The following is a 20,791-nucleotide window of genomic DNA, read 5'->3' on the forward strand; positions in this document are numbered from 1 at the left end:
CCTCGGCCTCCCTGGCCCAAAACGGCGCGCCCGCGCCTTTTTAGAACGCGAATTACAGCTGCTGCATCATCTTGCGCACACCCGCCACATGCCTGCGGCTGACGATCAGCGCATCACCGTTGAGCCCGCGCAGGAACAGCTGAAAATGCCCCAGCGGCGTGCGTTGCAAACGCTCGATACGATCACGCGCCACCAACGCATTGCGGTGGATACGCACAAAGCGCTCACCAAACTCGTCTTCAAGGGCTTTTAGCGGTTCATCCAGCAACACCTCACCGCCCGCGTGGCGCAAGGTCACGTATTTGTGGTCGGCAATAAAGTAGATCACCTGGTCGATGGGGATCAGTTCAATGCCTTTTCGGGTTCTGGCACTGATATGACTGCGCGGGCCACTACCGGTTTGCGCAGCCGGCCGGGTAAGTGCGGCCAGTTGCACGCGATTGGGCCGGTGCGCCTCCTTGAGGGCAGCACTCAGGGCCTGCGCGGTGACCGGCTTGAGCACATAGCTGACACCGCTGTCTTGCAGGGCCTGCACGGAAAACTCATCAGGGGCCACGCAAAACACCACCGAAGGCGGTAGCTCGCGCTCGCATAATTTGGCTGCAACCTGCAACCCGTCGAGGCCTGGCAGGCGAATATCGAGCAAAACGACATCCGGCTTCAGGTTTTCGATCAGGGTAAGTGCCTCTTCGCCATTGGTGGCGCCAGGCTCCAGCAACGTATAACCCCCGAGCGTGCTGAGCAAATGGCTCAAATGCTCGCGGGCCAGGGTTTCGTCATCAACGATCAGGACATTCATATAGCGCTGTATTCCTGCGTGAGTCTCGCACAAGGATAGCGTAGACAGGTGATGTGACGACTGTCACGGCGATCCACGCTAAGACTAGCGCGAAGGCCAAAAAGTGCCGCAAACCTGGCAGCTAAATTCACCCGTCTCGATTGCTCGATTTAATACCGGATACGTCTGGCAATCTACAAAGACCTGCTATGACTGATCCATACGACCAACTGTAGACGGTTGCCAAGGCGAAAGTATTCAAACGATACATTTCGTTTCGGAAATTTATTTATACCGCACTTCACACAAAAACCTGCCGAGCTGCGTCAACGCCATGAATGGCAACCCTGTTATGATCCGCGGTAACTATTTGTGTAACTCCCCTCAGCCGATTACGAGCGAATCCATGAGCACCGACAAGACCAATCAGTCCTGGGGCGGCCGCTTCAGTGAACCCGTCGACGCCTTCGTTGCGCGTTTCACCGCCTCCGTCACTTTCGACCAGCGCCTTTATCGCCACGACATCATGGGCTCCGTGGCTCACGCCACGATGCTGGCCAAGGTTGGCGTGCTGACCGATGCCGAGCGCGACAGCATCATCGACGGCCTCAAAACCATCCAGAGCGAAATCGAAGCCGGTCAATTCGACTGGCGCATCGACCTGGAAGACGTGCACATGAACATCGAAGCGCGTCTGACCGATCGCATCGGCGTGACCGGTAAAAAACTGCACACCGGGCGCAGCCGTAATGACCAGGTCGCGACCGATATCCGTTTGTGGCTGCGCGACGAAATCGACCTGATCCTGGCTGAAATCACCCGCCTGCAAAAAGGCCTGCTGGAACAGGCAGAGCGTGAAGCCGAGACCATCATGCCCGGCTTTACCCACCTGCAGACCGCACAGCCGGTGACGTTCGGTCACCATATGCTGGCCTGGTTCGAGATGCTCAGCCGCGATTACGAGCGCCTGGTCGACTGCCGCAAGCGCACCAACCGCATGCCCTTGGGCAGCGCGGCACTGGCGGGCACCACCTACCCGATCGACCGCGAATTCACCGCGCAACTGCTGGGCTTTGACGCCGTAGGCGGCAACTCGCTGGACAACGTGTCCGATCGCGACTTCGCCATCGAGTTCTGCGCCGCCGCCAGCATCGCGATGATGCACTTGTCGCGTTTCTCCGAAGAGCTGGTGCTGTGGACCAGCGCGCAATTCCAGTTTATCGACCTGCCCGACCGCTTCTGCACCGGCAGCTCGATCATGCCGCAAAAGAAAAACCCCGACGTGCCGGAGTTGGTGCGCGGCAAAAGCGGCCGTGTATTCGGCGCGCTGATGGGCCTGCTGACCTTGATGAAGGGCCAGCCTCTGGCCTACAACAAGGACAACCAGGAAGACAAGGAGCCGCTGTTCGACGCCGCTGACACCCTGCGTGACTCGCTGCGCGCCTTTGCCGACATGATCCCGGCGATCAAGCCCAAGCACGCGATCATGCGTGAAGCCGCCTTGCGCGGTTTCTCCACCGCGACCGATCTGGCCGACTACCTGGTTCGCCGTGGCCTGCCGTTCCGTGATTGCCACGAAATCGTTGGCCACGCCGTGAAGTATGGCGTTGAGACCGGCAAGGACCTGGCGGAAATGAGCCTTGAAGAACTGCGTCAGTTCAGCGATCAGATCGAAGACGATGTGTTTGCCGTGCTGACCCTTGAAGGTTCGGTCAATGCGCGTAATCACATCGGCGGCACCGCGCCGGCGCAAGTGAAAGCAGCAGTTGTGCGCGGCAAGGCGTTGCTGGCCAGCCGTTAAGCGTCAGGCAATACAAAAAACGGGCACCCTGGGGTGCCCGTTTTTTTATCCAGCGCCGACGCGAGGGTTATTTCTTGCTGCTGATCCAGGCCAGGAACTGTGGCATGGCGGCGTCTTTGTCCGCGGCGATTTTTTGCACATGCGGGTTTTGCTTCAGACGTTCCAGCAAGGCCGCGGCCCCCGGCATGTCTGCCAGCAGGTCGAGGCCAAACACCTTGTGCGCCACCGCACAGGCCAGGTCAACGCTGAAGGCGAAGTAGATATCCGCCACGCTCAGGGTGTCGCCCGCCACATAAGGCGCAAACTTGCCGTGACGGCCCAGCGAAGCAATACCCTCGAGCAGCTCGGTGCGCGCCTTTTCCTTGATCACGTCGGGCACTTGCATGCCGAAGAACGCCTCGGGGTAGCAAGCACGGGCCGGCAGTTCGATATACAGCTCGATTTCCTTGGCCAGCGCCAGCACCTGGGCGCGCTCGAACGGGTCAACCGGCAGCAGTTTCGGGCCTGTTTGCGTTTGCTCGATATATTCGAGGATCACGCTGGTTTCGTTGATAAAACCTTGCGCAACGCCCAGGGCCGGGACTTTGCCACGGGGGCTGATGGCCAGGGCCTCCGGGGTCTTGCCAGCGAAAAACGGCACCTCTTCAAAGGGCACGCCCTTTTCCAGCAGCGCCAGCTTGACCATGTTGTAGTAGTTGCTGACTGCGAATCCATAAAGCTTGAGCATTACAAAGCCTCCAGGCCGTGTTGGGGTTGGCTGCAGCTGTTATAGAGCTTCGCCGTCAGGCTGGCTAGCAGCATCACTGGCTTGAATGCAGTTAGACTGGCCGCCTTTACTTGAGGAGCCTGCCATGAGCGAGCCAACCGATATCGACAACGAAGAAGAAGAATTCGCCGAATCCACCCTGATCCAGGCGATTGAAAACCAGATTGAAAGCGACAACCCGCCTGCCGCCAAGGCCACGTTCAACAAACTGACCCTGGTTGGCTACGAGCGCGACGATATCCTGCAGATGATGGCCCATGTGCTGGCCGTGGAAATTGACGCGATCCTCGAAGAAGACCGCGCCTTTAACACCGAGTGGTACGAAGCCGCCCTGCGCGCGCTGCCGACCCTGCCGCCAGAAAAGGACTGAACCCGGTTCAGGGGCGAATCGCCGGCGCCCTTTGCCAGTCCAGATCCTGGGCAGGCATCGGGCGCCCGAACCAGTAGCCCTGGCCCAGGTCGCAGTCAAGGTCGAGCAGGAACTGCGCCTGCCCGACCTGCTCTATGCCTTCGGCATGCACCTGCAAGCCCATGCTTTGACCCAAAGCGATAACGGCACGCACGATTGCCACATCATCATTGTCCCCGGGCAAGCCGGCGACAAAGCCCTGATCGATTTTCAGCTTCTGCACGGGCAAGCGCTTGAGGCGCAGCAGCGATGAAAAGCCGGTGCCGAAATCATCGATAGCCAGGCGCAAACCCAGAGCCCGCAGGCGATGCATCTGCTCCAGGGCCACTTGCGAGTTGTCCATCACCGCACTTTCGGTCACTTCCAGTTCCAGCAGGGCCGGGTCCAGGCCGGTATCCGCCAGCACCGTGGACACCAGCGCGAACAGCTCGGGCCGGGCAAACAGGCGGCTGGAAATGTTCACCGCCACAAACGCCAGCTCCACGCCCGCCCCCTGCCACTGCACCATCTGCCAACAGGCCTGCTCCAGCACCCAGGCGTCAATTTCGGCAATCAGCCCGGTGCGTTCCGCGATCGGGATAAACTCTCCCGGCGCCAACAGCCCGCGCTGCGGGTGCTCCCAGCGCACCAGAGCCTCAACGCCAATCAAGCGGCTGGTTTTAAGTTCATGCACCGGTTGGTAATACACGCGCAGCTCTTGCTGCTCCAGGGCACGGCGCAAATCGCTGGCCACCTCGACCCGGTACTGGGCGTGGGCCGTCAGCTCTTCGGTGTACAAGGCATACCCCTCGCGCCCCGAGCTTTTGGCCTTGAACAGCGCCGAGTCGGCATTGCGCAGCAATTGCTCGGCGTTCAACGCATCGCCGGGGAACACGCTGATGCCAACGCTGGCGCTGATAAACAGCTGATGCTTGTCGACATCAAACGGGCCTTTCATGATCTCCAGCACCTGCTGCGCAAGCCCGGCGGCCTGGCTCGCTTGCGCACAGCTGTCGATCAGCACGGCGAACTCATCGCCGCCCAGCCGGGCCACGGTAAAGCCCTTGCCAAACACCCTGAGCAAACGCTCGGCCACCGCCTTGAGCAGCAGGTCGCCGACGTTGTGGCCCAGGCTGTCATTGATGATCTTGAAGTGGTCGAGATCAATCATCAGCAGCGCGCAGCCGGTCTGGTGGCGTTGTGCAGAAGCCAGAGCCTGCTCGGTACGGTCGGTGAACAGCAGGCGGTTGGGCAGGTCGGTCAGGGGGTCATGGTGAACCAGGCGCGCCAGCTCGGTCTGGGAGTTCTTGATCGCGGAGATATCCGAAAAAACCGCGACATAGTGGCTAACCAGGCCCTTGTCATCGGTAATCGCACGCACGGTTTGCCACTGCGGGTAAACCTCGCCACTTTTGCGCCGGTTCCAGATTTCGCCGTGCCACTCGCCGTGCTCGTCGATGGTCTTGAACATTGCCTGGTAGAACTCGGGGCCGTGACGGCCCGACTTGAACATGTTCGGGCGGCGACCAAGCACCTCTTCGGCCGGGTAGCCCGTGATCTCCACCAGGGCACGATTAACGTGAACGATCACCCCGCGGCTGTCGCTGACCAGCACCCCTTCACGGGTGCAGTCAAACACCACTGCCGCCTGGCGCAAGCGCTCCTGATCCTGACGCTGGCGCTTCAGGCCGGGGTTCATGCCCAGAAAATCGAATAAACGGGCCCGGGCGAAAAAAATCAGTACGGCGCTGAACAAGGCAAAAACATAGCCATTTATCTGCTGCCACCTCACCAATTGTGCTGAATCATCGAAATAACTGCTCAATAAATGATCAGTTACCAGCAGCCAGAAAACCGCTAGCAGCCCGTATAACAAGGCCGTACGCAAGGCATCGCGAGAAGAAACAGACATAAGAAAGTTAATGCACCTACAAAAAAATGGGAATTATAGTGTAAGAAACATCCCGGCACTCTTATCTGAAAGGCCGACTGGTTTTATCTGGCTGCATGGTGATAATGCGTGTTGCAGTTTTTTTCATCTTCCCGAGGGCCAAACAGCCTATGTGGTACAACGGTTTTCTCGACTTGTCAGCCTGGCAACTGGTGGCAGTCACTCTGTTGATGACCCACGTGACCATTATCGGTGTCACGGTTTATCTACACCGCTACTCAGCCCACCGCTCATTGGAGCTCAATGGTGGCCTGAAACACTTTTTCCGCTTCTGGCTGTGGCTCACCACCGCGCAGAACACCCGCGAGTGGACAGCCATCCACCGCAAACACCACGCCAAATGCGAAACCGTCGATGACCCGCACAGCCCGGTGATCAAAGGGTTATCGACCGTTTTGCGAAAAGGTGCAGAGCTGTATCGCGAAGAAGCGCAAAATCCTGAAACACTGCGCATTTACGGCAAAAACTGCCCTGAAGACTGGATTGAGCGAAATCTTTATTCGCGTTACAAAATGCTCGGCGTGGCCCTTATGCTGGTCATCGACCTGCTGCTGTTCGGTGCCATCGGCCTGACCATCTGGGCCATCCAGATGATGTGGATCCCGGTGTGGGCGGCAGGCGTGGTCAACGGTTTGGGTCACGCGGTGGGTTATCGCAACTTCGAGTGCCGCGACGCGGCCACCAACCTGGTGCCGTGGGGCATCATCATTGGCGGTGAAGAGCTGCACAACAACCATCACACTTACCCCAACTCGGCCAAGCTGTCGGTCAAGAAGTGGGAGTTCGACCTGGGTTGGGCCTGGATCAAGGTCTTCAGCTTTTTGCGTCTGGCCAAGGTTCAGCGTGTTGCGCCGATTGCCCACCGGGTGGAAGGCAAGGGCAACCTGGACATGGACACCGCGATGGCGATCCTCAACAACCGTTTCCAGATCATGGCCCAGTACCGCAAGCTGGTGATCGCGCCGCTGGTGCAGCAAGAGCTGGCCAAGGTCGATCATTCGGTGCGCCACCAGTTCCGCCGCGCCAAGCGCCTGCTGTCGCGCGAGACCAGCCTGCTTGAAGATCGCCATCATCAGCGGATCGAGAAGATGCTGGAGCACAGCCAGTCGCTGAAAGTGATTTACGAGAAGCGCCTGGCCCTGCAACAGATCTGGGTCAAGACCAGCACCAACGGTCACGACATGCTGGCGGCGATCAAGGAATGGGTACACGAGGCAGAGGCCAGCGGGATCCAGTCGCTGCGCGACTTTGCCCACCAGCTCAAGACCTATTCGCTGAGGCCTGCAGCGGTTTAAAGACGGGCCTCGCCTCCACCGATCAGGTGGGAGCGGGCTTGCTCGCGATGCAACCACCGCGGTTTGCCTGACCACCCGCGGCGCCTGAATCGCGAGCAAGCCCGCTCCCACCTTTACGGTTTATCGATCAGTTGCAAGAGCTGCGACATACCCACCCGCAAAAAGCGCGCGGTCTTCCCGCCCGCCACCTCGGCAATCCCCTCTTCTGTTTCCAGATTGGCCACTTGCGCCGCCAGGTTCATCACCAGCGCTTCACGCGAATACACCCCGCCGCCCAAGTGATACATGGCCGCAATCAGCTCCCGCAGCTCCAACGGCAAGCGCCAGCGCGTGCGTAACGCCGAGCCATAGGCTGCGCCAAACTCGGCCAGAGAGGCATCGATCGCCGGCGTATCCAGCTCACCACCCGCCTGGCGCCATTCCTGCAAGCAACGCAACACGGCCAGATCACCCAGGCAGTGCAACAACCCGGCGCAGTAACAACGCTCCTGATCCAGATTGAGCATGCCTGCCAATGTGCGGCCGTAGTCTGCTGCCCGCTGTGACAAGGCCCAATAACCCTCGGCGTAGTCCGCCAGGCACGCATCGCTTAACTGCGCGCCGGGCTTTAGGGTCAGCCCCTGTATCAAGTTCATGCTTTGCGCAGGCCCCAGCCGCTGCATGGCTTGTGCAAGGGTCTGGGCCGGGCTCGCAAGGTGCTGCGCCGCGCTGTTGGCGGCCGCAATCAGCACCGCAGTAATGTGTGGATCGGTACGCATCTGCTGCTCAAGCTGCGCAAGATCAAGCCCATCAGGACCCAGGCTGTTCCTGAGCGCCGACTGCGCATCAACCTTGAGCGGCGCGCCATCTGAAGACGCACGGTGCTGTTCCAGATAACGCTTGAGGGTCATGCCGGGCGCCAGCGCCGGCACGTCACACAAGATCTCTTGCCCCGCCTCAAGCAATAACCCCGTGAGGCGCTTGGTCAGCCCGGCAATGTCCAGTGGCATGGTCAGGTAGGCCGTAGGCGCCAGGGGCAATGCTTCACGCACACTGGCGCTGTCATTGCGTGCACTCAGCAAAATAAAGGGCTGCGCGGCAACTGCGCGACGCTGGCGAACACTGCGCAGCAGATCCAGGCCACCGATGCCCGGCAGATCACGGTCAGCAATCACCAGGCCGTAGGTTTGCTTGCCCAACTGTGCAAGCGCCTGCTGGCCGTCGCCACAGACATCCAGTTGAGCGTCGCAACGTACAGTCAGCACCACTTGCTTGAGCAAGTCCCGGGTCCAGGGGTCGGCCTCGGCAATCAATACAGTGGGTGCTGCTTTTAAATCTACAACCGTCATCCAATTTGCTCCCCGTGCGATACAGGCACCTTAGTCAAAGGGCGCACGCGGATACAGGCAAAAACACCCATTTCGATGGATCAGACGCAAAAAAACCGCCGAAGCGGTTTTTTTGTCTATCAGGTCACAGCGTCAAGCGCGGGGCTTACACCAGTTCGGCGAAGCACTCTTCGATGATAGCCAGGCCTTTGTCCAGCTGCTCGTTTGGCGAGGTCAGCGGCACCAGCACGCGCAGGACGTTGCCGTAAGTGCCGCATGACAGCAGGATCAAACCCTTGTCGCGCGCCTTGGCAACCACTTGGGCCACGGCTGTCGGGTTCGGCTTGTGCGAGTCGCCGCCTTCGAACAGCTCGACCGCGATCATCGCGCCCAGCGCACGCACATCACCAATCACCGGGTGCTTGGCCTGGATAGCCTTGAGGCCTGTTACCAGGCGCTCGCCGACTTCCTTGCAACGGTCCAGCAGGTGCTCTTCTTCGAACACATCCAGTACCGCCAGCGCTGCTGCGCAAGCAATCGGGCTACCGGCATAGGTGCCGCCCAGGCCGCCTGGAGCGATGGCGTCCATGTACTCGGCCTTGCCGCACACACCGGCCAGCGGGAAGCCGCCAGCGATGGATTTGGCGAAGGTGGTCAGGTCGGCAGTCACGCCCATCTGTTCCATGGCGAAGAAGGTGCCAGTACGGCCAGCGCCGGTTTGCACTTCGTCCGCGATCAGCAGGATGCCGTGCTTGTCACACAGCTCGCGCAGGCGGGCCATAAACGCTTTCGGTGCCACATAGAAGCCACCTTCGCCCTGTACCGGCTCGATGATGATGGCGGCGATGTCTTTAGGCTCGGCGTCGTTCTTGAAGATGCGCTCGATGCTGGCGATGGAATCGTCAACGCTCACGCCGTGCAGCTCGCACGGGTACAGGGCACGGAAGATACCGCCCGGCATCAGGCCCATGCCGGCCGAGTACGGCACGACTTTGCCGGTCAGGCCCAGGGTCATCATGGTGCGACCGTGGTACGCGCCGGTGAAGGCGATCACGCCAGCACGGCCAGTCGCGGCACGGGCGATTTTCACGGCGTTTTCAACGGCTTCGGAACCGGTGGTGACCAGCAGGGTTTTCTTGTCGAAATTGCCCGGGACCTTGGCGTTGATCTTTTCGCACAGCTCAACGTAAGGCTCGTACGCCAGCACCTGGAAGCAGGTGTGGGTCAGCTTGGTCAGTTGCTCTTGCACCGCGGCAATGATTTTCGGGTGCAGGTGACCGGTGTTCAGTACCGCGATACCGCCTGCGAAGTCAATGAACTCACGACCTTCAACGTCGGTAACGGTGGCGTTTTTCGCCGATTCGGCAAAGATCGGGTGGATCTGGCCAACACCGCGCGGAACAGCGGCTTCACGGCGTTTCATCAGGGATGCGTTGGTCTTGTTGCTCATGGTGTTCCTCATTCGCCGCTGATCAAGCGGCGTGGTTCAAGGCTGACGCGCCAGGCAGACACCCATGCCAGCATGCGATGATCGACTGGCATGGCGCTCCCGGCCACAAAAATTAACAGTTTGAAACGCAGGGGAAGCATCGCTCTCGTGCCCCCTCTGCTTGAACCACCCGCCGGGTTAGATACCCAGGCAGAGATATTTGATTTCCAGGTAGTCTTCGATGCCGTACTTGGAGCCTTCACGGCCCAGGCCCGACGCCTTGATCCCGCCAAACGGCGCGACTTCGTTGGAGATCAGGCCGGTGTTGACGCCCACCATGCCGTACTCCAGCGCCTCAGCCACACGGAACACACGGCTCAGGTCGCGGGCATAGAAGTACGACGCCAGGCCGAACTCGGTGTCGTTGGCCATCGCGATCACTTCGGCTTCGTCTTTGAAGCGGAACAGTGGCGCCAGCGGGCCGAAGGTTTCTTCCTTCGCCACGGCGGCGTTTTTCGGCACGTTCACCAGGATGGTCGGTTCGAAGAAGCTGCCTTCCAGGCTGTTGCCACCGGTCAGCAGGGTCGCGCCCTTGCTCAGTGCGTCAGCGATGTGCTCCTTGACCTTGGCCACGGCCTTGTCGTCGATCAACGGGCCAGTGGTGGTGCCTTCATCCAGACCGTTGCCGATCTTGAGCTTGCCCACCGCCACTTTGAGTTTTTCAGCGAAGGCATCGTAGACCGAGTCCTGAATGTACAGGCGGTTGGCACATACGCAGGTCTGACCGTTGTTACGGTATTTGGAGATGATTGCGCCTTCGACGGCCTTATCCAGGTCCGCGTCGTCGAACACGATGAACGGCGCGTTGCCGCCCAGTTCCAGCGACACTTTCTTGATGTCCTTGGCGCATTCGGCCATCAGCTGGCGACCGATTTCGGTCGAGCCGGTGAAGGACAGTTTGCGCACGATCGGGTTGCTGGTCAGCTCGCCACCGATATCGCCGGCACTGCCGGTTACAACGCTCAACACGCCTTTAGGGATGCCAGCACGGTGGGCCAGTTCAACCAGGGCCAGGGCCGAGAACGGGGTTTGCGAAGCTGGCTTGATCACCATGGTGCAACCGGCGGCCAGGGCCGGGCCAGCTTTACGGGTGATCATGGCCGCCGGGAAGTTCCACGGGGTAATGGCAGCGGTTACGCCGATCGGCTGCTTGATCACGATCAGGCGCTTGTCCGGCTGATGGCCCGGGATCACGTCGCCGTAGATACGCTTGGCTTCTTCGGCAAACCACTCGATAAACGAAGCGGCGTAGACGATTTCGCCCTTGGCCTCGGTCAGCGGCTTGCCCTGCTCCAGGGTCATCAGGCGGCCGAGGTCGTCCTGGTTTTCGATCAGCAGCTCAAACCAGCGACGCAGCTTGGTTGCACGCTCTTTGGCGGTCAGGGCACGCCAGGCCGGCAACGCTTTGTCTGCGGCTTCAATGGCACGACGGGTTTCCACCGCGCCCATTTTTGGCACGGTACCGATGATTTCACCGGTCGCCGGGTTGTTGACCTTGATGGTCTGGCCACCGTCGGCATCAACCCAGGCACCATCGATATAGGCTTGCTGGCGGAACAACTGTGCGTCTTTGAGCTGCATGTGGGCTTTCCTTAACAGCACCGCGCAGGCGCGGAGCGAATTATTTAAGTAGAAAGGCGCCGTAGAAGGCTGCCGTCAGGAAGTCATTCACTGCCAAAGTATCTAAATGACGCACAAAAAACAGGACGTGCGATTCAGCACTCAGACAAGAGCGTTTGAAATCTCAAACGAATCCTAGGGTCAAAGGGGGTAAAGGACAATAGTCTGTTCGAAAAAAAGAACAAGGCATCAGACTTCACCGTTTTATCACCCGGCCCCCATTAATAGCCCATAACGCGCCAGGAAACACCTGACGAATCAGCGGCATGGACGGCTGACACGCAGATGAGTATGATGGCGCCGCGCTGCACCAGTAGCTCAGCTGGATAGAGTACTGCCCTCCGAAGGCAGGGGTCGTGGGTTCGAATCCCGCCTGGTGCGCCATCTCCTGTAACTGCTTGTCCGGTATACATTTATCGACAAGCAGAGGGTCTGAAAGGCTAGTGGGGCATTTCACAGTGCCTTCAGGTGGGGCATCGCAAAGGTGCCAGCAATGCCAGCCCAACCCTCTTACATCACACTCAATCGCCACCGCACCTACTATTTCCGCATAGTAGTACCACTTCGACTGCGCGCCGCATTCGGTCTTCAGCGGGAGATTCGTCGTTCGCTCAAAACCGACAGCTTACGGCTGGCGCTTCGCCGCGCCCGGCAATACGCTGCACGTTTCGAAGCTGCTTTTGACAAGGTGCTAGTTGTGGCCGAACAAGACGATTACGAGCCTACTGATGAAGATTACGAAATCTACCTCAGCGAAATAGCGAAAGCTGAAGCCCCAGGCATTTGGGCTTCTCACTCTGTAGATGCCAAGAAACCGCAAAGCTCTCCGTCCGCCCTTTCCGACGACGAATGGCTTGAAATCGATGAGCAGCAGCGCCGAAATCTCATAACGACGGCTCTGACAGGTAACAGCGCAAGGACCATCCCCGTAAGTATGCAAAGGCTCGCTGAGCAGCTTCAAGCTCAAGGCAGTATTTTGCCGTTACCTCAGTTCAAAAAGCTTTTACCAGTGCTCATAGAGCGGCTGACGCTGCAACCGATCCAAAGCACCGGCGTATTGGCTGAAGTAGTTATGGCGACTCAACCTGACGGACCAACGCTGCACAAACTATGGGAACTGCACTGGGAAGCCCTCGCAAAGCTTGCCAAAAACAACAGAAAGTCGGAGCGCACCAAAGAGGATGAGCAGGGGCATGCTTGCAGGCTGAACATCTTGAGTGGCAATAAACCAATCAATCGCCTGACGCTTGAAGATTTCGAGCGTATCTACTCGCAGATTTTTGATATCCGAGTCAGCCGAGGCGCAAAACTCCCAAGTCCCGACTCCCCGAGCGAGTCAATCCTTGCAAATAAGGGCGAGCCGCGAATTGGATCTGGAACAATTGAAAAAATAACTATTAGGCTCGGAGCTCTCCACAACTTCGCATTTCGAAAGGGGATGACCAAAATCCACCCCAACTCACCGGACAGACCGCCAATTAACCATCACCCCGCAGGCGAGAAAACTGTCGAGAAGGCATTCTCCAAGAACGATCTGAAAGCGATCTTCTCTGGTTATCTGTACACCGGCATTGCTTTAGATCGAAGTAATGCCATTTATCCGTATCAATTCTGGCTCCCCATGCTGGGTCTTTTCACCGGAGGGCGACTTAACGAACTTTGTCAGCTCGACACAGAAGACGTAAGCAAAACAAGGGCTGAAGGCATATGGACTATCAGCATGATGGACGACGAATTGGATCGACCACTACCTAAGTCATTGAAGAATCAGTCCAGCCGTAGGGTTTTACCCATTCACAGCGAGCTTATTCGCATGGGCTTTCTCTCTTTCGTAGATCAAGCTGTCAAGGAAGGACGCGAAAAGTTGTTCTCAGACGGCCTGACCTACAACCCCAAAAAGGGGTGGGCTAGCAATGCCACTCATTTCTTCTGCCGCTTCCCTAGCGCGAGCACCCCAGCATCCGGATACTTTTTTAAGTGCGGTATCCGCGAAAGAGATACTGACGGCAAGACCGACCGGAAGAATTTTCATAGCTTTCGTCACACCTTTACCGATCTTGCCCGTGAAGCTGGGGGAGAGGCGTATCTCGTACTACCCGACCTTACGGGACATTCAAGAGGCAAGGAAGGTCAGGTAGCTAAGTACGGCAACGGGTTTAGCCAATTGAAGAAGCAGGAAATCTTGGAAAGTCTTACCATTCCTGTCGATTTCTCTAACGTCACATACGAGGACTTTGAGGCGCGCCTTGGATACAAGCTCAAGCCATCTATTCAGCGACATCGAGAGGCCTACAACCTTAACCAAACTGAACGGCCAGCCTGATTTGAGCGAGACGTTCCAAGTCTGCCCTTCACACGGCAAGAGTAAGAGATAGCTCAGAAAGAGTATATTTTGAGAGCGAGTGGGCACTGCCAACTGTATAAAAAGAGCTGGCTGTGCCTGTTGCACCTTTTAGGAGTTACTTATGCAGATGTCACGAGTATTTATAAACAAAGATGAAAAGCGATATTGAGCAGCACCGTGCGAACCATGGACTTGTCAGAAAACAATCATAGTTAGATAGGATGCAGCCAGTGGGGCCTAGGATCCTAGGCCCCACTATGCTAATGGTCTTCTAGCGGAGGCAATGGTGCCAATAAGGAAAACTGATCCCCTTTTGCAAGCCCGTCGAAACGCGGCTCCTCGCTTTGATCAGATGTTGCATCCTGAGCGGTCGCTAGCAATCCGATAATGGCGCGAGAGAATCCGATATCGAGAGAATTGCTTTTCACGAACAAAGCAAGGATATCTGATGCCATCTTCGCAGAAAGCTTAGAGTCACTACCACTCAAGTGGCGAGGTAATGTCCCGGCACCAGCAGCAAAGTAGTGCAATGCTAGATCAGTGATTCGGATTGCGTCGTTAAGAGCATATCGCCTGATTAGAAGTCGGTTTACCTCTTCGAGAAGACTTGAGAAGTCTTTGTGATCAAGCGCTTGATCATTATCGCTTTCGCCGGTCAAACGCTGAATCGCAGACGCAAAGCGTTCTTTTTGCGCAAGAGATTCAGCGCCCCCATGGAGTTCTTCGCGTAATCGCTCCTCAACTCTCAATACATCCACAACATTCAAATTACTAACCAGAAGACCAAGGCTTATTGCAAGAGCTCTTGCTGCCAACAGAACTAGACACGTATGCGCTGGATCATCAGGCCTCAGTTTCTGATATAGGTTTTTTTGATGCCCTACACTCAGCAGAGTCAAAACCCGGTTAGCCGGCTTTAGCATCCAGATGCCAGTAGTAAGGAACTGGGTTAAGGCGCGATACTCGCTGCCCTTCGAGAAAGCCAGCAGTGATTCGATACTTTTATAACCAGTACCATCAAAATAGGGTCCCTTCAGACGACTCAGCCCTAGCCTGGCATCGAGCTCGTTAAGCTCTGCTTCGTCAACACAGTTTACTGTCAGCTCATGGGCTAGCCAGCGAGCGCTGTTAGGGATTTTCTTTTTAAATAGGTAAAGTTCCTCAACGTTCAATACACTTTGCAGCCCTTTCACCCACAGCACGCGATCAACCGCGCGACCACTGGTAGTTTTGCAGTCAATCAGCAGCCGAGAGACACTTCCGCTTGCACTGAAACGAAAGCCAAAAACGTCCGCATCGGTCAGATCTGTTCCAGCTCGTGAACTCGTATCCGCTGGGAGGGTGACTGGAACGTTAATCAATGGCACATAACCTAATGCCCATGCCATCCGCTTACCTAAAAGCTTATAGGAATGATCTTTATCATTAGATGACACGATGAATTCCTCGCAAGTCGTCAAGTAATGCCCGCCCGAGTCTGGCGGCGGTTTGCGTATTTGGATCGAGCTTGCGAGTTGCAATCACATCGCGTGCCCGAACCCTATTCGCCTCTGGCAGCAATAACCCTCCTGGTTCAGATCGCGAGAAATGCTGCCTCACTTCATTAGGTAAAAGTATCGAAGACGCAACATCCTCACTCCGGCCCGCACACATCGCAATAGCCAAATCAACCGCAGCGAGATTATCTTCGGTGTCATATAGTCTGAAGCGAAAACGGCCTCCCTCAGGCTCGATCCAACCAACCCCCATATTCGCCGCCGCAGCATACTGAGATTGAATATTAGAATGCGGTGTTCGGCCAATCATCTTACGGTCTCGCAATCCTTTGAGAATCGCACTTGGATCTGCAATTTGGGTGATGGATGAATAGCCTTCACCGTAACGAACACACGCTAATATAATCCGAGCTTTTTCAAGAATGGCTCGCGGTTGGGTAGTTTTGTAGGGTGCGAACGCGAAAGACTGTGCGCCACCTGACGAGATGATCGCAGGTGCTCGAAGTATATTTTCATTCACCAACTCAAGAACTAAAGGGTTGCTTACCTCTAATGCACTAATCGGCGCGCCCGGATGAGACCTAGCGGCCTGAAAAACTGACTCGATAGCGCTGTGGCTACCTGGATTTTTGGCGATAAAATTCAACAGCGTTTCGGGATTTTCTTCAGTGAAGAGAGGAGCGTACAAAATAGGAATGTTGTCCTTGGGCGAATCATACTGCCTTAGGTAGCCGCCAAGATCACCAATATCTATAACCGTCTGAATATCAACGGGCTTTAATCCGAGTTCCAACGCTAGTGTTTCAAGCGGCACGGGGGCGACCGTCAGTCGGTCGATGATTGCCATAGTCGCTTGTTCCAGCTCACCAGGCTTACGCTCACTCCATTGCTCACCAAGCAAGCCATAGAGTTCCTGAAAAAAAGGAATGTTTTCTTCAATTCGCTTAGGAGCAAACACGTTTGGCACAACGCGAATCCACCCGATCTGTTCCAAAGTCCCCAGTACTGTCGGCAACGAGTCAGAGGTAATCCCGAGGTTGTTGCAAAAATGGTGGAAGCCAACGATGTTTTCTATGGTATCCAAACCACGAATGTGTACAGCAAGCTGCGCAGCCATACCGATCTGCCGCGTGACCGGTATCGTAGCCGAAACGCGCAAGTCCGAAACATCACGCAAGCCTGACTGCACATCTTGCGAGCGTCGGCCGATAATTTCACGATCCATAATTGCTCCAGTTTTTGTGTCCATTTTCTTCCTAGAATTTCCAACGGCGATATCGGCTTGCGCAGCCTAACTCCCTGCTGGTGCTGTAGCGCTCTCTACCTTGAACGCACTGAAGCAATAACCTCAAATAGATAGCTTTGGTCAAGAGAGATAGCCTTTAGCCACTAAAAAATTTTTGGAACACACCATCAGCGACATGACAGAAGCCTATAGCTCTAGCAAGCATCCCTCCTACGCCACACCCCCCTACCACTATCAAAAAAGTAGACAAGTCTGATAGCTCGACGACCTCCACCCGAGCACTATCAAATACCTATTGTTAATAGCTATAGAATAGAATTATCATAGATCTATCGAATTTAACTTAAAAGGATAGATCGCAATGAAAGCCCACCTTTATCTGCGAGCGTCTACCAAGGATCAGGACGCGAATAGAGCCAAGATCGCACTGGAAACATTCGCAGCTGAAAAAGGGCTAACCGTCGCGGGTATCTACGCAGAGAACATCAGCGGGACAAAGCTTAATCGACCCCGATTACTTGCCATGCTTGAAGCCGCAGAACCAGGTGATATTTGCCTATGCGAATCCGTGGATAGACTCACGCGACTCTCTCAGTCCGACTGGAAGTCCCTGAAAGCTACGATTGAAGCCAAAGGTTTACGACTGGTCATTGCCGACCTGCCAACCAGCCACCTACTGGTGCAAGATACCGGCATCACTGGCCAAGTCATGGAGGTTGTCAACGGCATGCTGATTGACCTGATGGCGACAATGGCGCGCCTCGACCAGGAAAAACGCGTGGAGCGTATCCGGCAAGGTATCCAGAACAAGCAAGCGGCTGAACCTGGCTGGAAACCCACCGGCAAGAGCAAGGACGCGGATAAATGGAAGAGGGTTGAAAGCATTCTGACAAAGTATCCACAGGCTTCCGCTGATGAGGTTGCCAAAATGGCCGAGTGCGGCGTCGCGACTGTCTACCGTATCAAACGCACACTTAGCGCCTGATAAATATTTTCGAACACATGAGCCCGCCTAAACGCGGGCTTTTTGCTTCCTGCCATGTACCCGGACGCCTTACCTCTACCGCCGACAACTGGATTCAGTCCTTAGGACGCCGAACTACCTGAGCGCGACCAGAACCATCTGAACCATAGAAAAATCTAGGCAAACGCTTGCACATTTACAAAATGTATGAATCTAACTCTAGGCGCTAAATATTCAACTCCATATGATCCTCCTGCTGCTCGTAGAAGCAGATCAACCATAAACAAACGAGAGAAGTACCTATGAACATTTACCAACGATCCAAAAGAAGGAAAAGCCGTAATGAGTACCTTAGAAGAGAACGCTCGTGACTATCTCAGAAATCCCATCAGCTCCTACAGACGCCTAGCGCAGCATCTGAACAACAGTAATCCTCGGACTGACGGTGTTCGCTGGACGAAAGACTCTGCTTATCATCTGTGCCGCAAGAATGGCATCAGTTCTCCTAGGCCTTGCAGGAGCCAACCCGCAGCAAGCATCACCCAACGTAGCCATACGCGCCAAGCCATCACCTTGGCCCTGAGAGACGCCTTGATAGCATCCGGCACCATGCTGGACACGCTTGCCCCGTTTAAAATCAACGACATCGCCTACTTGTCCGGCTTCCCTCTTGCCACAGTTGCAGGTAACTGGGAGAGACTAGAAAGCGAGTTGCTTGCTATAGCTAAACTTCCGCCAAAACCGCGAGCACTTCGCATCCTTGAAGACGAGGTGTGAGATGCCCGGTAAAAAAGCCACTCCAAACCAAAGTGCTCAAGCAGTCATTCTCAGAGAAGCTGGGTATAGCATTCCCGCGATTGCACTTCAGCTAGAGATCAGCGTGAGCACTGCTCAACGCATTTTGAAAACGAATAAGGCAGTCGCTGGCGCTACCCAGCAGAAGCTAATCACAAAGGCCAGGGAGGACATGCTAAACACAGCGTTCGCTCTGGATAAGGTTCAATTGATTGCAGCGTCCCACGTGATAGACGACCTCGCAATCAGCCAGCAAATAAGAAACAAGCTCTCGATGGCTGTCGAGCAACTTGATTTGACTGATCCCACATCTTTTAGAGCCCTAGCTGCAAGCGCCACCACTCTCAAGCTAACCCAAGATGTCCAGCGCCGAGCACTCCCTTTAGAAAAGATGAACATGGCCCTCGACGTAGAGGAGATGCCTGTACTCCAGATCCATCTCATGACGGACTTTGACGTCGCCAAACTCAGAGCAGAGCAACGCCGACAGGATGCGGAGCAAAAAGGAGATACAGAAGGCATGGAAGGAGAACTCGAAACATTGCGCTACCTCGAGTCAAAAGAGGAAGAAGCCTGGAATGAAACGCTAGCAAATGAAGAGGATGACATCGTCCTCCTAGGCTTTGACAGTGAGATGACCTGATGATGACCGGCCAAGTGTCAAACTCTTAGATCGTCGCGTAAGTAGCGAACACCATCGCGGCATCCAGGATGCCGCAAATATGAAAATAGGCCCGACCTCATAGCTCGGGCTTTCGAGCCCGCCATGACAGCCCATCAAGAAACCTCAGCCAGAGCAACATCAAACCCGGAGCGCCTCGCAACCGAGCAGCAGGAGTCGCACAGGGTAGTGCCTACAGAAGCCGTCAATGCAAGTAACGGCGATCCAGCATCTGATCGAGATTTCTCAACCGCTAGGAAAAAACCCGTAAAAAAGCCACCCATAAAAAAGCCTTCAAGCGTAGTTGGGGCGGCCTATGCAAAGGTATTAGCCATATCAAAGAGAAGTATATTAGGTAAACACACTTCCTCCTTCCCAGGATCTGTATACAGGCGGAAGACCCTACTGAATCAATCTGTACCCAACGAAGAACAACTGAAACCATGGAAGCACACGAGTGAGTTTACAAAGCTCGCAGTCGCCGCCACACCACTGTACCGGATGGCTCTTGCTCGATCTTGGGAGTTGAAAACTTTCACACTGGTGCTCAGCAAGGAGCTCAGCGACCGAATCGACAATGGTGATCGTCAAGCGCTTGAATACATCCGCGATCAGATGACAAGGATCGTTCGCTGCACGGTGGATAAACGAGCAGAGTTTCTCTACGCGGTAGAAAAAGCGCCAGCAGCACTTGCTGACGAATCCAGCCGGAGACGCTGGCACCTTCACGGCTTGATGATTGGACCGGAGGGCTTTTCTAAATCTGGAAAAACAAAGCTTCGACTAAAACTTCGCACCATCAAAGGCGAAGCTGACTCAGACTTTATGTTTAAGTCACCAGGCGAAAAAATCGGAGCAGACCCTCAGTCTTCCGCCAGGACATGGTGTGTGTATTCGGTAAAAAATGGGCTCACGGTGGAGCTCGACCCGTTGCTCGCTAAAGAATACGAACTCCCTACCGGAAAGCAGACGTTCATATCCTCCGCCCTAAGGCAGGAGACTGAGAGATGGCACAAGGGGCGGATGAGCGGCTTAACTGCCCTAGATCTCATTGCAGGAGCTCCTGACCGGCTGTTCCAGCCCTAGTAATAACGATGCTGCCCAGAGAAGCCTGCGAATCCACTCTCAGCTTTTGAATATGAAGTCATCGAGGGTATTAAGGTGCTTCAAAGCTTGGCCAACATTGAATTTACAGTCGTCATCAATATCCTTTTGATCCAAAAAATTCCAAAGACTGCTTTGCAGCTGCACACGAGAATCCGCTCTGCGCTCAATATCTCTTATTAGCGCCCGGATTTTTTTGGGATCTCTGTTCGGGTATGCAGCGCCAGCGTCGTGCATGGACTGAAGATATTGATTGCGGAGTGCAGGCTTTCCACAGGCCTCTAAATAGGCAAGATCATCAGAGGCGTTGTAGTCAAAAACCATTTGTACGGCCTCAAGATCCTGCTTGGTTGGTGCTGCCCCAACTACACAGGAGAAAGACAACGCTAGGGCAACGCAGGCCGAAAGCCTTTTCCGAATAACCACAAATCACTCCTTGATCACTAATAGGCATTGGCCAGACAATCCAGATGACAGTCTATGCTAATCATAGTATGTCGAATTGTAGTATGCAAAAAGCGAAATTTGGTGAATGCCTATCTCACCAAAGCAATGCGAGCTTGTCGCAGTTTTTGCCAACAACGTCCGCCGGAAACGACTGGAGCTTGGGCTCTCGCAGGAAGAATTAGCGGAGCTAGCTGGCGTCCATCGGACTTACATAGGGATGCTGGAAAGGAGCGAAAAAAATGTCACGATATACAATATCTGGCGCCTCGCATCGGCGCTCCAAATAGAGCCGTCACAGCTGCTGATCGAGCAAAAGTGATGTACAACTCAGCTTGCGCG

At 55.5% G+C, this 20,791-nt stretch carries 18 protein-coding genes, 1 tRNA gene and 1 pseudogene; 10 read left to right on the plus strand and 10 right to left on the minus strand.

The annotated features are described in order from the left end of the window. Window positions 1–52: 52 nt before the first annotated feature. Together BLU25_RS13985 and BLU25_RS23430 are read right to left on the minus strand one after the other, a co-directional pair. The gene (locus tag BLU25_RS13985) at window positions 53–799 is read right to left on the minus strand and encodes a LytR/AlgR family response regulator transcription factor (protein ID WP_016782997.1); all 747 of its coding nucleotides are present in this window, start codon (window positions 797–799) and stop codon (window positions 53–55) included. Then, a pseudogene (locus BLU25_RS23430) lies at window positions 796–927 on the minus strand (sensor histidine kinase); the annotation flags it as partial. The gene BLU25_RS13985 and the pseudogene BLU25_RS23430, both read right to left, overlap by 4 nt. A 257-nt stretch (window positions 928–1,184) precedes the next feature. Between BLU25_RS23430 and argH the strand changes: the two are divergent. Beyond that, complete coding sequence (gene argH / locus BLU25_RS13990) at window positions 1,185–2,579, plus strand: argininosuccinate lyase (protein WP_083369690.1); 1,395 nt, start codon at window positions 1,185–1,187, stop codon at window positions 2,577–2,579. 67 nt (window positions 2,580–2,646) lie between these two features. On the opposite strand, the gene BLU25_RS13995 is transcribed toward argH, so the two are convergent. Next, window positions 2,647–3,306 carry a glutathione S-transferase family protein gene (locus BLU25_RS13995; RefSeq protein WP_016782996.1) on the minus strand — a complete coding sequence of 220 codons (660 nt, stop codon included), beginning with the start codon at window positions 3,304–3,306 and terminating at the stop codon, window positions 2,647–2,649. A 124-nt stretch (window positions 3,307–3,430) separates the two neighbouring features. On the opposite strand from BLU25_RS13995, the gene BLU25_RS14000 reads away from it, so the two are divergent. Continuing rightward, the gene (locus BLU25_RS14000) at window positions 3,431–3,715 is read left to right on the plus strand and encodes a hypothetical protein (RefSeq protein ID WP_016782995.1); all 285 of its coding nucleotides are present in this window, start codon (window positions 3,431–3,433) and stop codon (window positions 3,713–3,715) included. A 7-nt stretch (window positions 3,716–3,722) separates the two neighbouring features. Here the strand turns inward: BLU25_RS14000 and dibA are convergent, their stop codons facing one another. Continuing rightward, window positions 3,723–5,645 carry a phosphodiesterase DibA gene (gene dibA / locus BLU25_RS14005; protein WP_029611669.1) on the minus strand — a complete coding sequence of 641 codons (1,923 nt, stop codon included), beginning with the start codon at window positions 5,643–5,645 and terminating at the stop codon, window positions 3,723–3,725. A gap of 149 nt (window positions 5,646–5,794) precedes the next feature. On the opposite strand from dibA, the gene desA reads away from it, so the two are divergent. Continuing rightward, window positions 5,795–6,979: a delta-9 fatty acid desaturase DesA gene (gene desA, locus BLU25_RS14010; protein WP_029611668.1), complete on the plus strand. Its 1,185-nt coding sequence runs from the start codon at window positions 5,795–5,797 to the stop codon at window positions 6,977–6,979. 113 nt (window positions 6,980–7,092) lie between these two features. On the opposite strand, the gene BLU25_RS14015 is transcribed toward desA, so the two are convergent. The 3 genes from BLU25_RS14015 to gabD all read right to left on the minus strand — a co-directional run bounded on the left by BLU25_RS14015 (window position 7,093) and on the right by gabD (window position 11,356). Next, a complete protein-coding gene (locus BLU25_RS14015; RefSeq protein WP_016782992.1) occupies window positions 7,093–8,307 on the minus strand; it encodes an HDOD domain-containing protein in 1,215 nt (404 codons plus the stop codon). Between the two features lie 145 nt (window positions 8,308–8,452). Then, complete coding sequence (gene gabT, locus BLU25_RS14020) at window positions 8,453–9,736, minus strand: 4-aminobutyrate--2-oxoglutarate transaminase (protein ID WP_016782991.1); 1,284 nt, start codon at window positions 9,734–9,736, stop codon at window positions 8,453–8,455. A 177-nt stretch (window positions 9,737–9,913) separates the two neighbouring features. Beyond that, window positions 9,914–11,356: an NADP-dependent succinate-semialdehyde dehydrogenase gene (gene gabD, locus BLU25_RS14025; RefSeq protein ID WP_016782989.1), complete on the minus strand. Its 1,443-nt coding sequence runs from the start codon at window positions 11,354–11,356 to the stop codon at window positions 9,914–9,916. A 346-nt stretch (window positions 11,357–11,702) separates the two neighbouring features. On the opposite strand from gabD, the gene BLU25_RS14030 reads away from it, so the two are divergent. Both BLU25_RS14030 and BLU25_RS14035 read left to right on the plus strand, forming a co-directional pair. Next, window positions 11,703–11,779 (plus strand) — tRNA-Arg (locus BLU25_RS14030). 109 nt (window positions 11,780–11,888) lie between these two features. Continuing rightward, the gene (locus BLU25_RS14035) at window positions 11,889–13,718 is read left to right on the plus strand and encodes a site-specific integrase (RefSeq protein ID WP_016782988.1); all 1,830 of its coding nucleotides are present in this window, start codon (window positions 11,889–11,891) and stop codon (window positions 13,716–13,718) included. Between the two features lie 281 nt (window positions 13,719–13,999). Here the strand turns inward: BLU25_RS14035 and BLU25_RS14040 are convergent, their stop codons facing one another. Both BLU25_RS14040 and BLU25_RS14045 read right to left on the minus strand, forming a co-directional pair. Then, entirely contained in the window at window positions 14,000–15,175 is a 1,176-nt protein-coding gene (locus BLU25_RS14040) for a hypothetical protein (protein ID WP_139803965.1), read from the minus strand. Beyond that, a complete protein-coding gene (locus BLU25_RS14045; protein ID WP_016782986.1) occupies window positions 15,165–16,460 on the minus strand; it encodes a hypothetical protein in 1,296 nt (431 codons plus the stop codon). The genes BLU25_RS14040 and BLU25_RS14045 overlap by 11 nt, the downstream gene beginning before the upstream one ends. A gap of 382 nt (window positions 16,461–16,842) precedes the next feature. Here BLU25_RS14045 and BLU25_RS14050 point away from each other — a divergent pair, with 382 nt between their 5' ends. The 4 genes from BLU25_RS14050 (at window position 16,843) to BLU25_RS23435 (ending at window position 19,987) form a co-directional block, all read left to right on the plus strand. After that, window positions 16,843–17,466 carry a recombinase family protein gene (locus tag BLU25_RS14050; protein WP_016782985.1) on the plus strand — a complete coding sequence of 208 codons (624 nt, stop codon included), beginning with the start codon at window positions 16,843–16,845 and terminating at the stop codon, window positions 17,464–17,466. Between the two features lie 321 nt (window positions 17,467–17,787). Beyond that, complete coding sequence (locus BLU25_RS14055; protein WP_016782984.1) at window positions 17,788–18,222, plus strand: hypothetical protein; 435 nt, start codon at window positions 17,788–17,790, stop codon at window positions 18,220–18,222. Between the two features lies 1 nt (window position 18,223). After that, window positions 18,224–18,883, plus strand: a complete 660-nt coding sequence (locus tag BLU25_RS14060; RefSeq protein ID WP_016782983.1) for a helix-turn-helix domain-containing protein — start codon at window positions 18,224–18,226, stop codon at window positions 18,881–18,883. A gap of 123 nt (window positions 18,884–19,006) precedes the next feature. Continuing rightward, a complete protein-coding gene (locus BLU25_RS23435; protein WP_139803964.1) occupies window positions 19,007–19,987 on the plus strand; it encodes a hypothetical protein in 981 nt (326 codons plus the stop codon). A 39-nt stretch (window positions 19,988–20,026) separates the two neighbouring features. Here the strand turns inward: BLU25_RS23435 and BLU25_RS14070 are convergent, their stop codons facing one another. Continuing rightward, entirely contained in the window at window positions 20,027–20,431 is a 405-nt protein-coding gene (locus BLU25_RS14070) for a hypothetical protein (protein ID WP_016782981.1), read from the minus strand. Between the two features lie 106 nt (window positions 20,432–20,537). Between BLU25_RS14070 and BLU25_RS14075 the strand changes: the two genes are divergently transcribed. Beyond that, window positions 20,538–20,771, plus strand: a complete 234-nt coding sequence (locus BLU25_RS14075; RefSeq protein WP_016782980.1) for a helix-turn-helix domain-containing protein — start codon at window positions 20,538–20,540, stop codon at window positions 20,769–20,771. Window positions 20,772–20,791 lie beyond the last annotated feature (20 nt).

Origin of the sequence: Pseudomonas fragi (assembly GCF_900105835.1) — a bacterium.
Taxonomy (GTDB): Bacteria; Pseudomonadota; Gammaproteobacteria; order Pseudomonadales; family Pseudomonadaceae; genus Aquipseudomonas; species Aquipseudomonas fragi.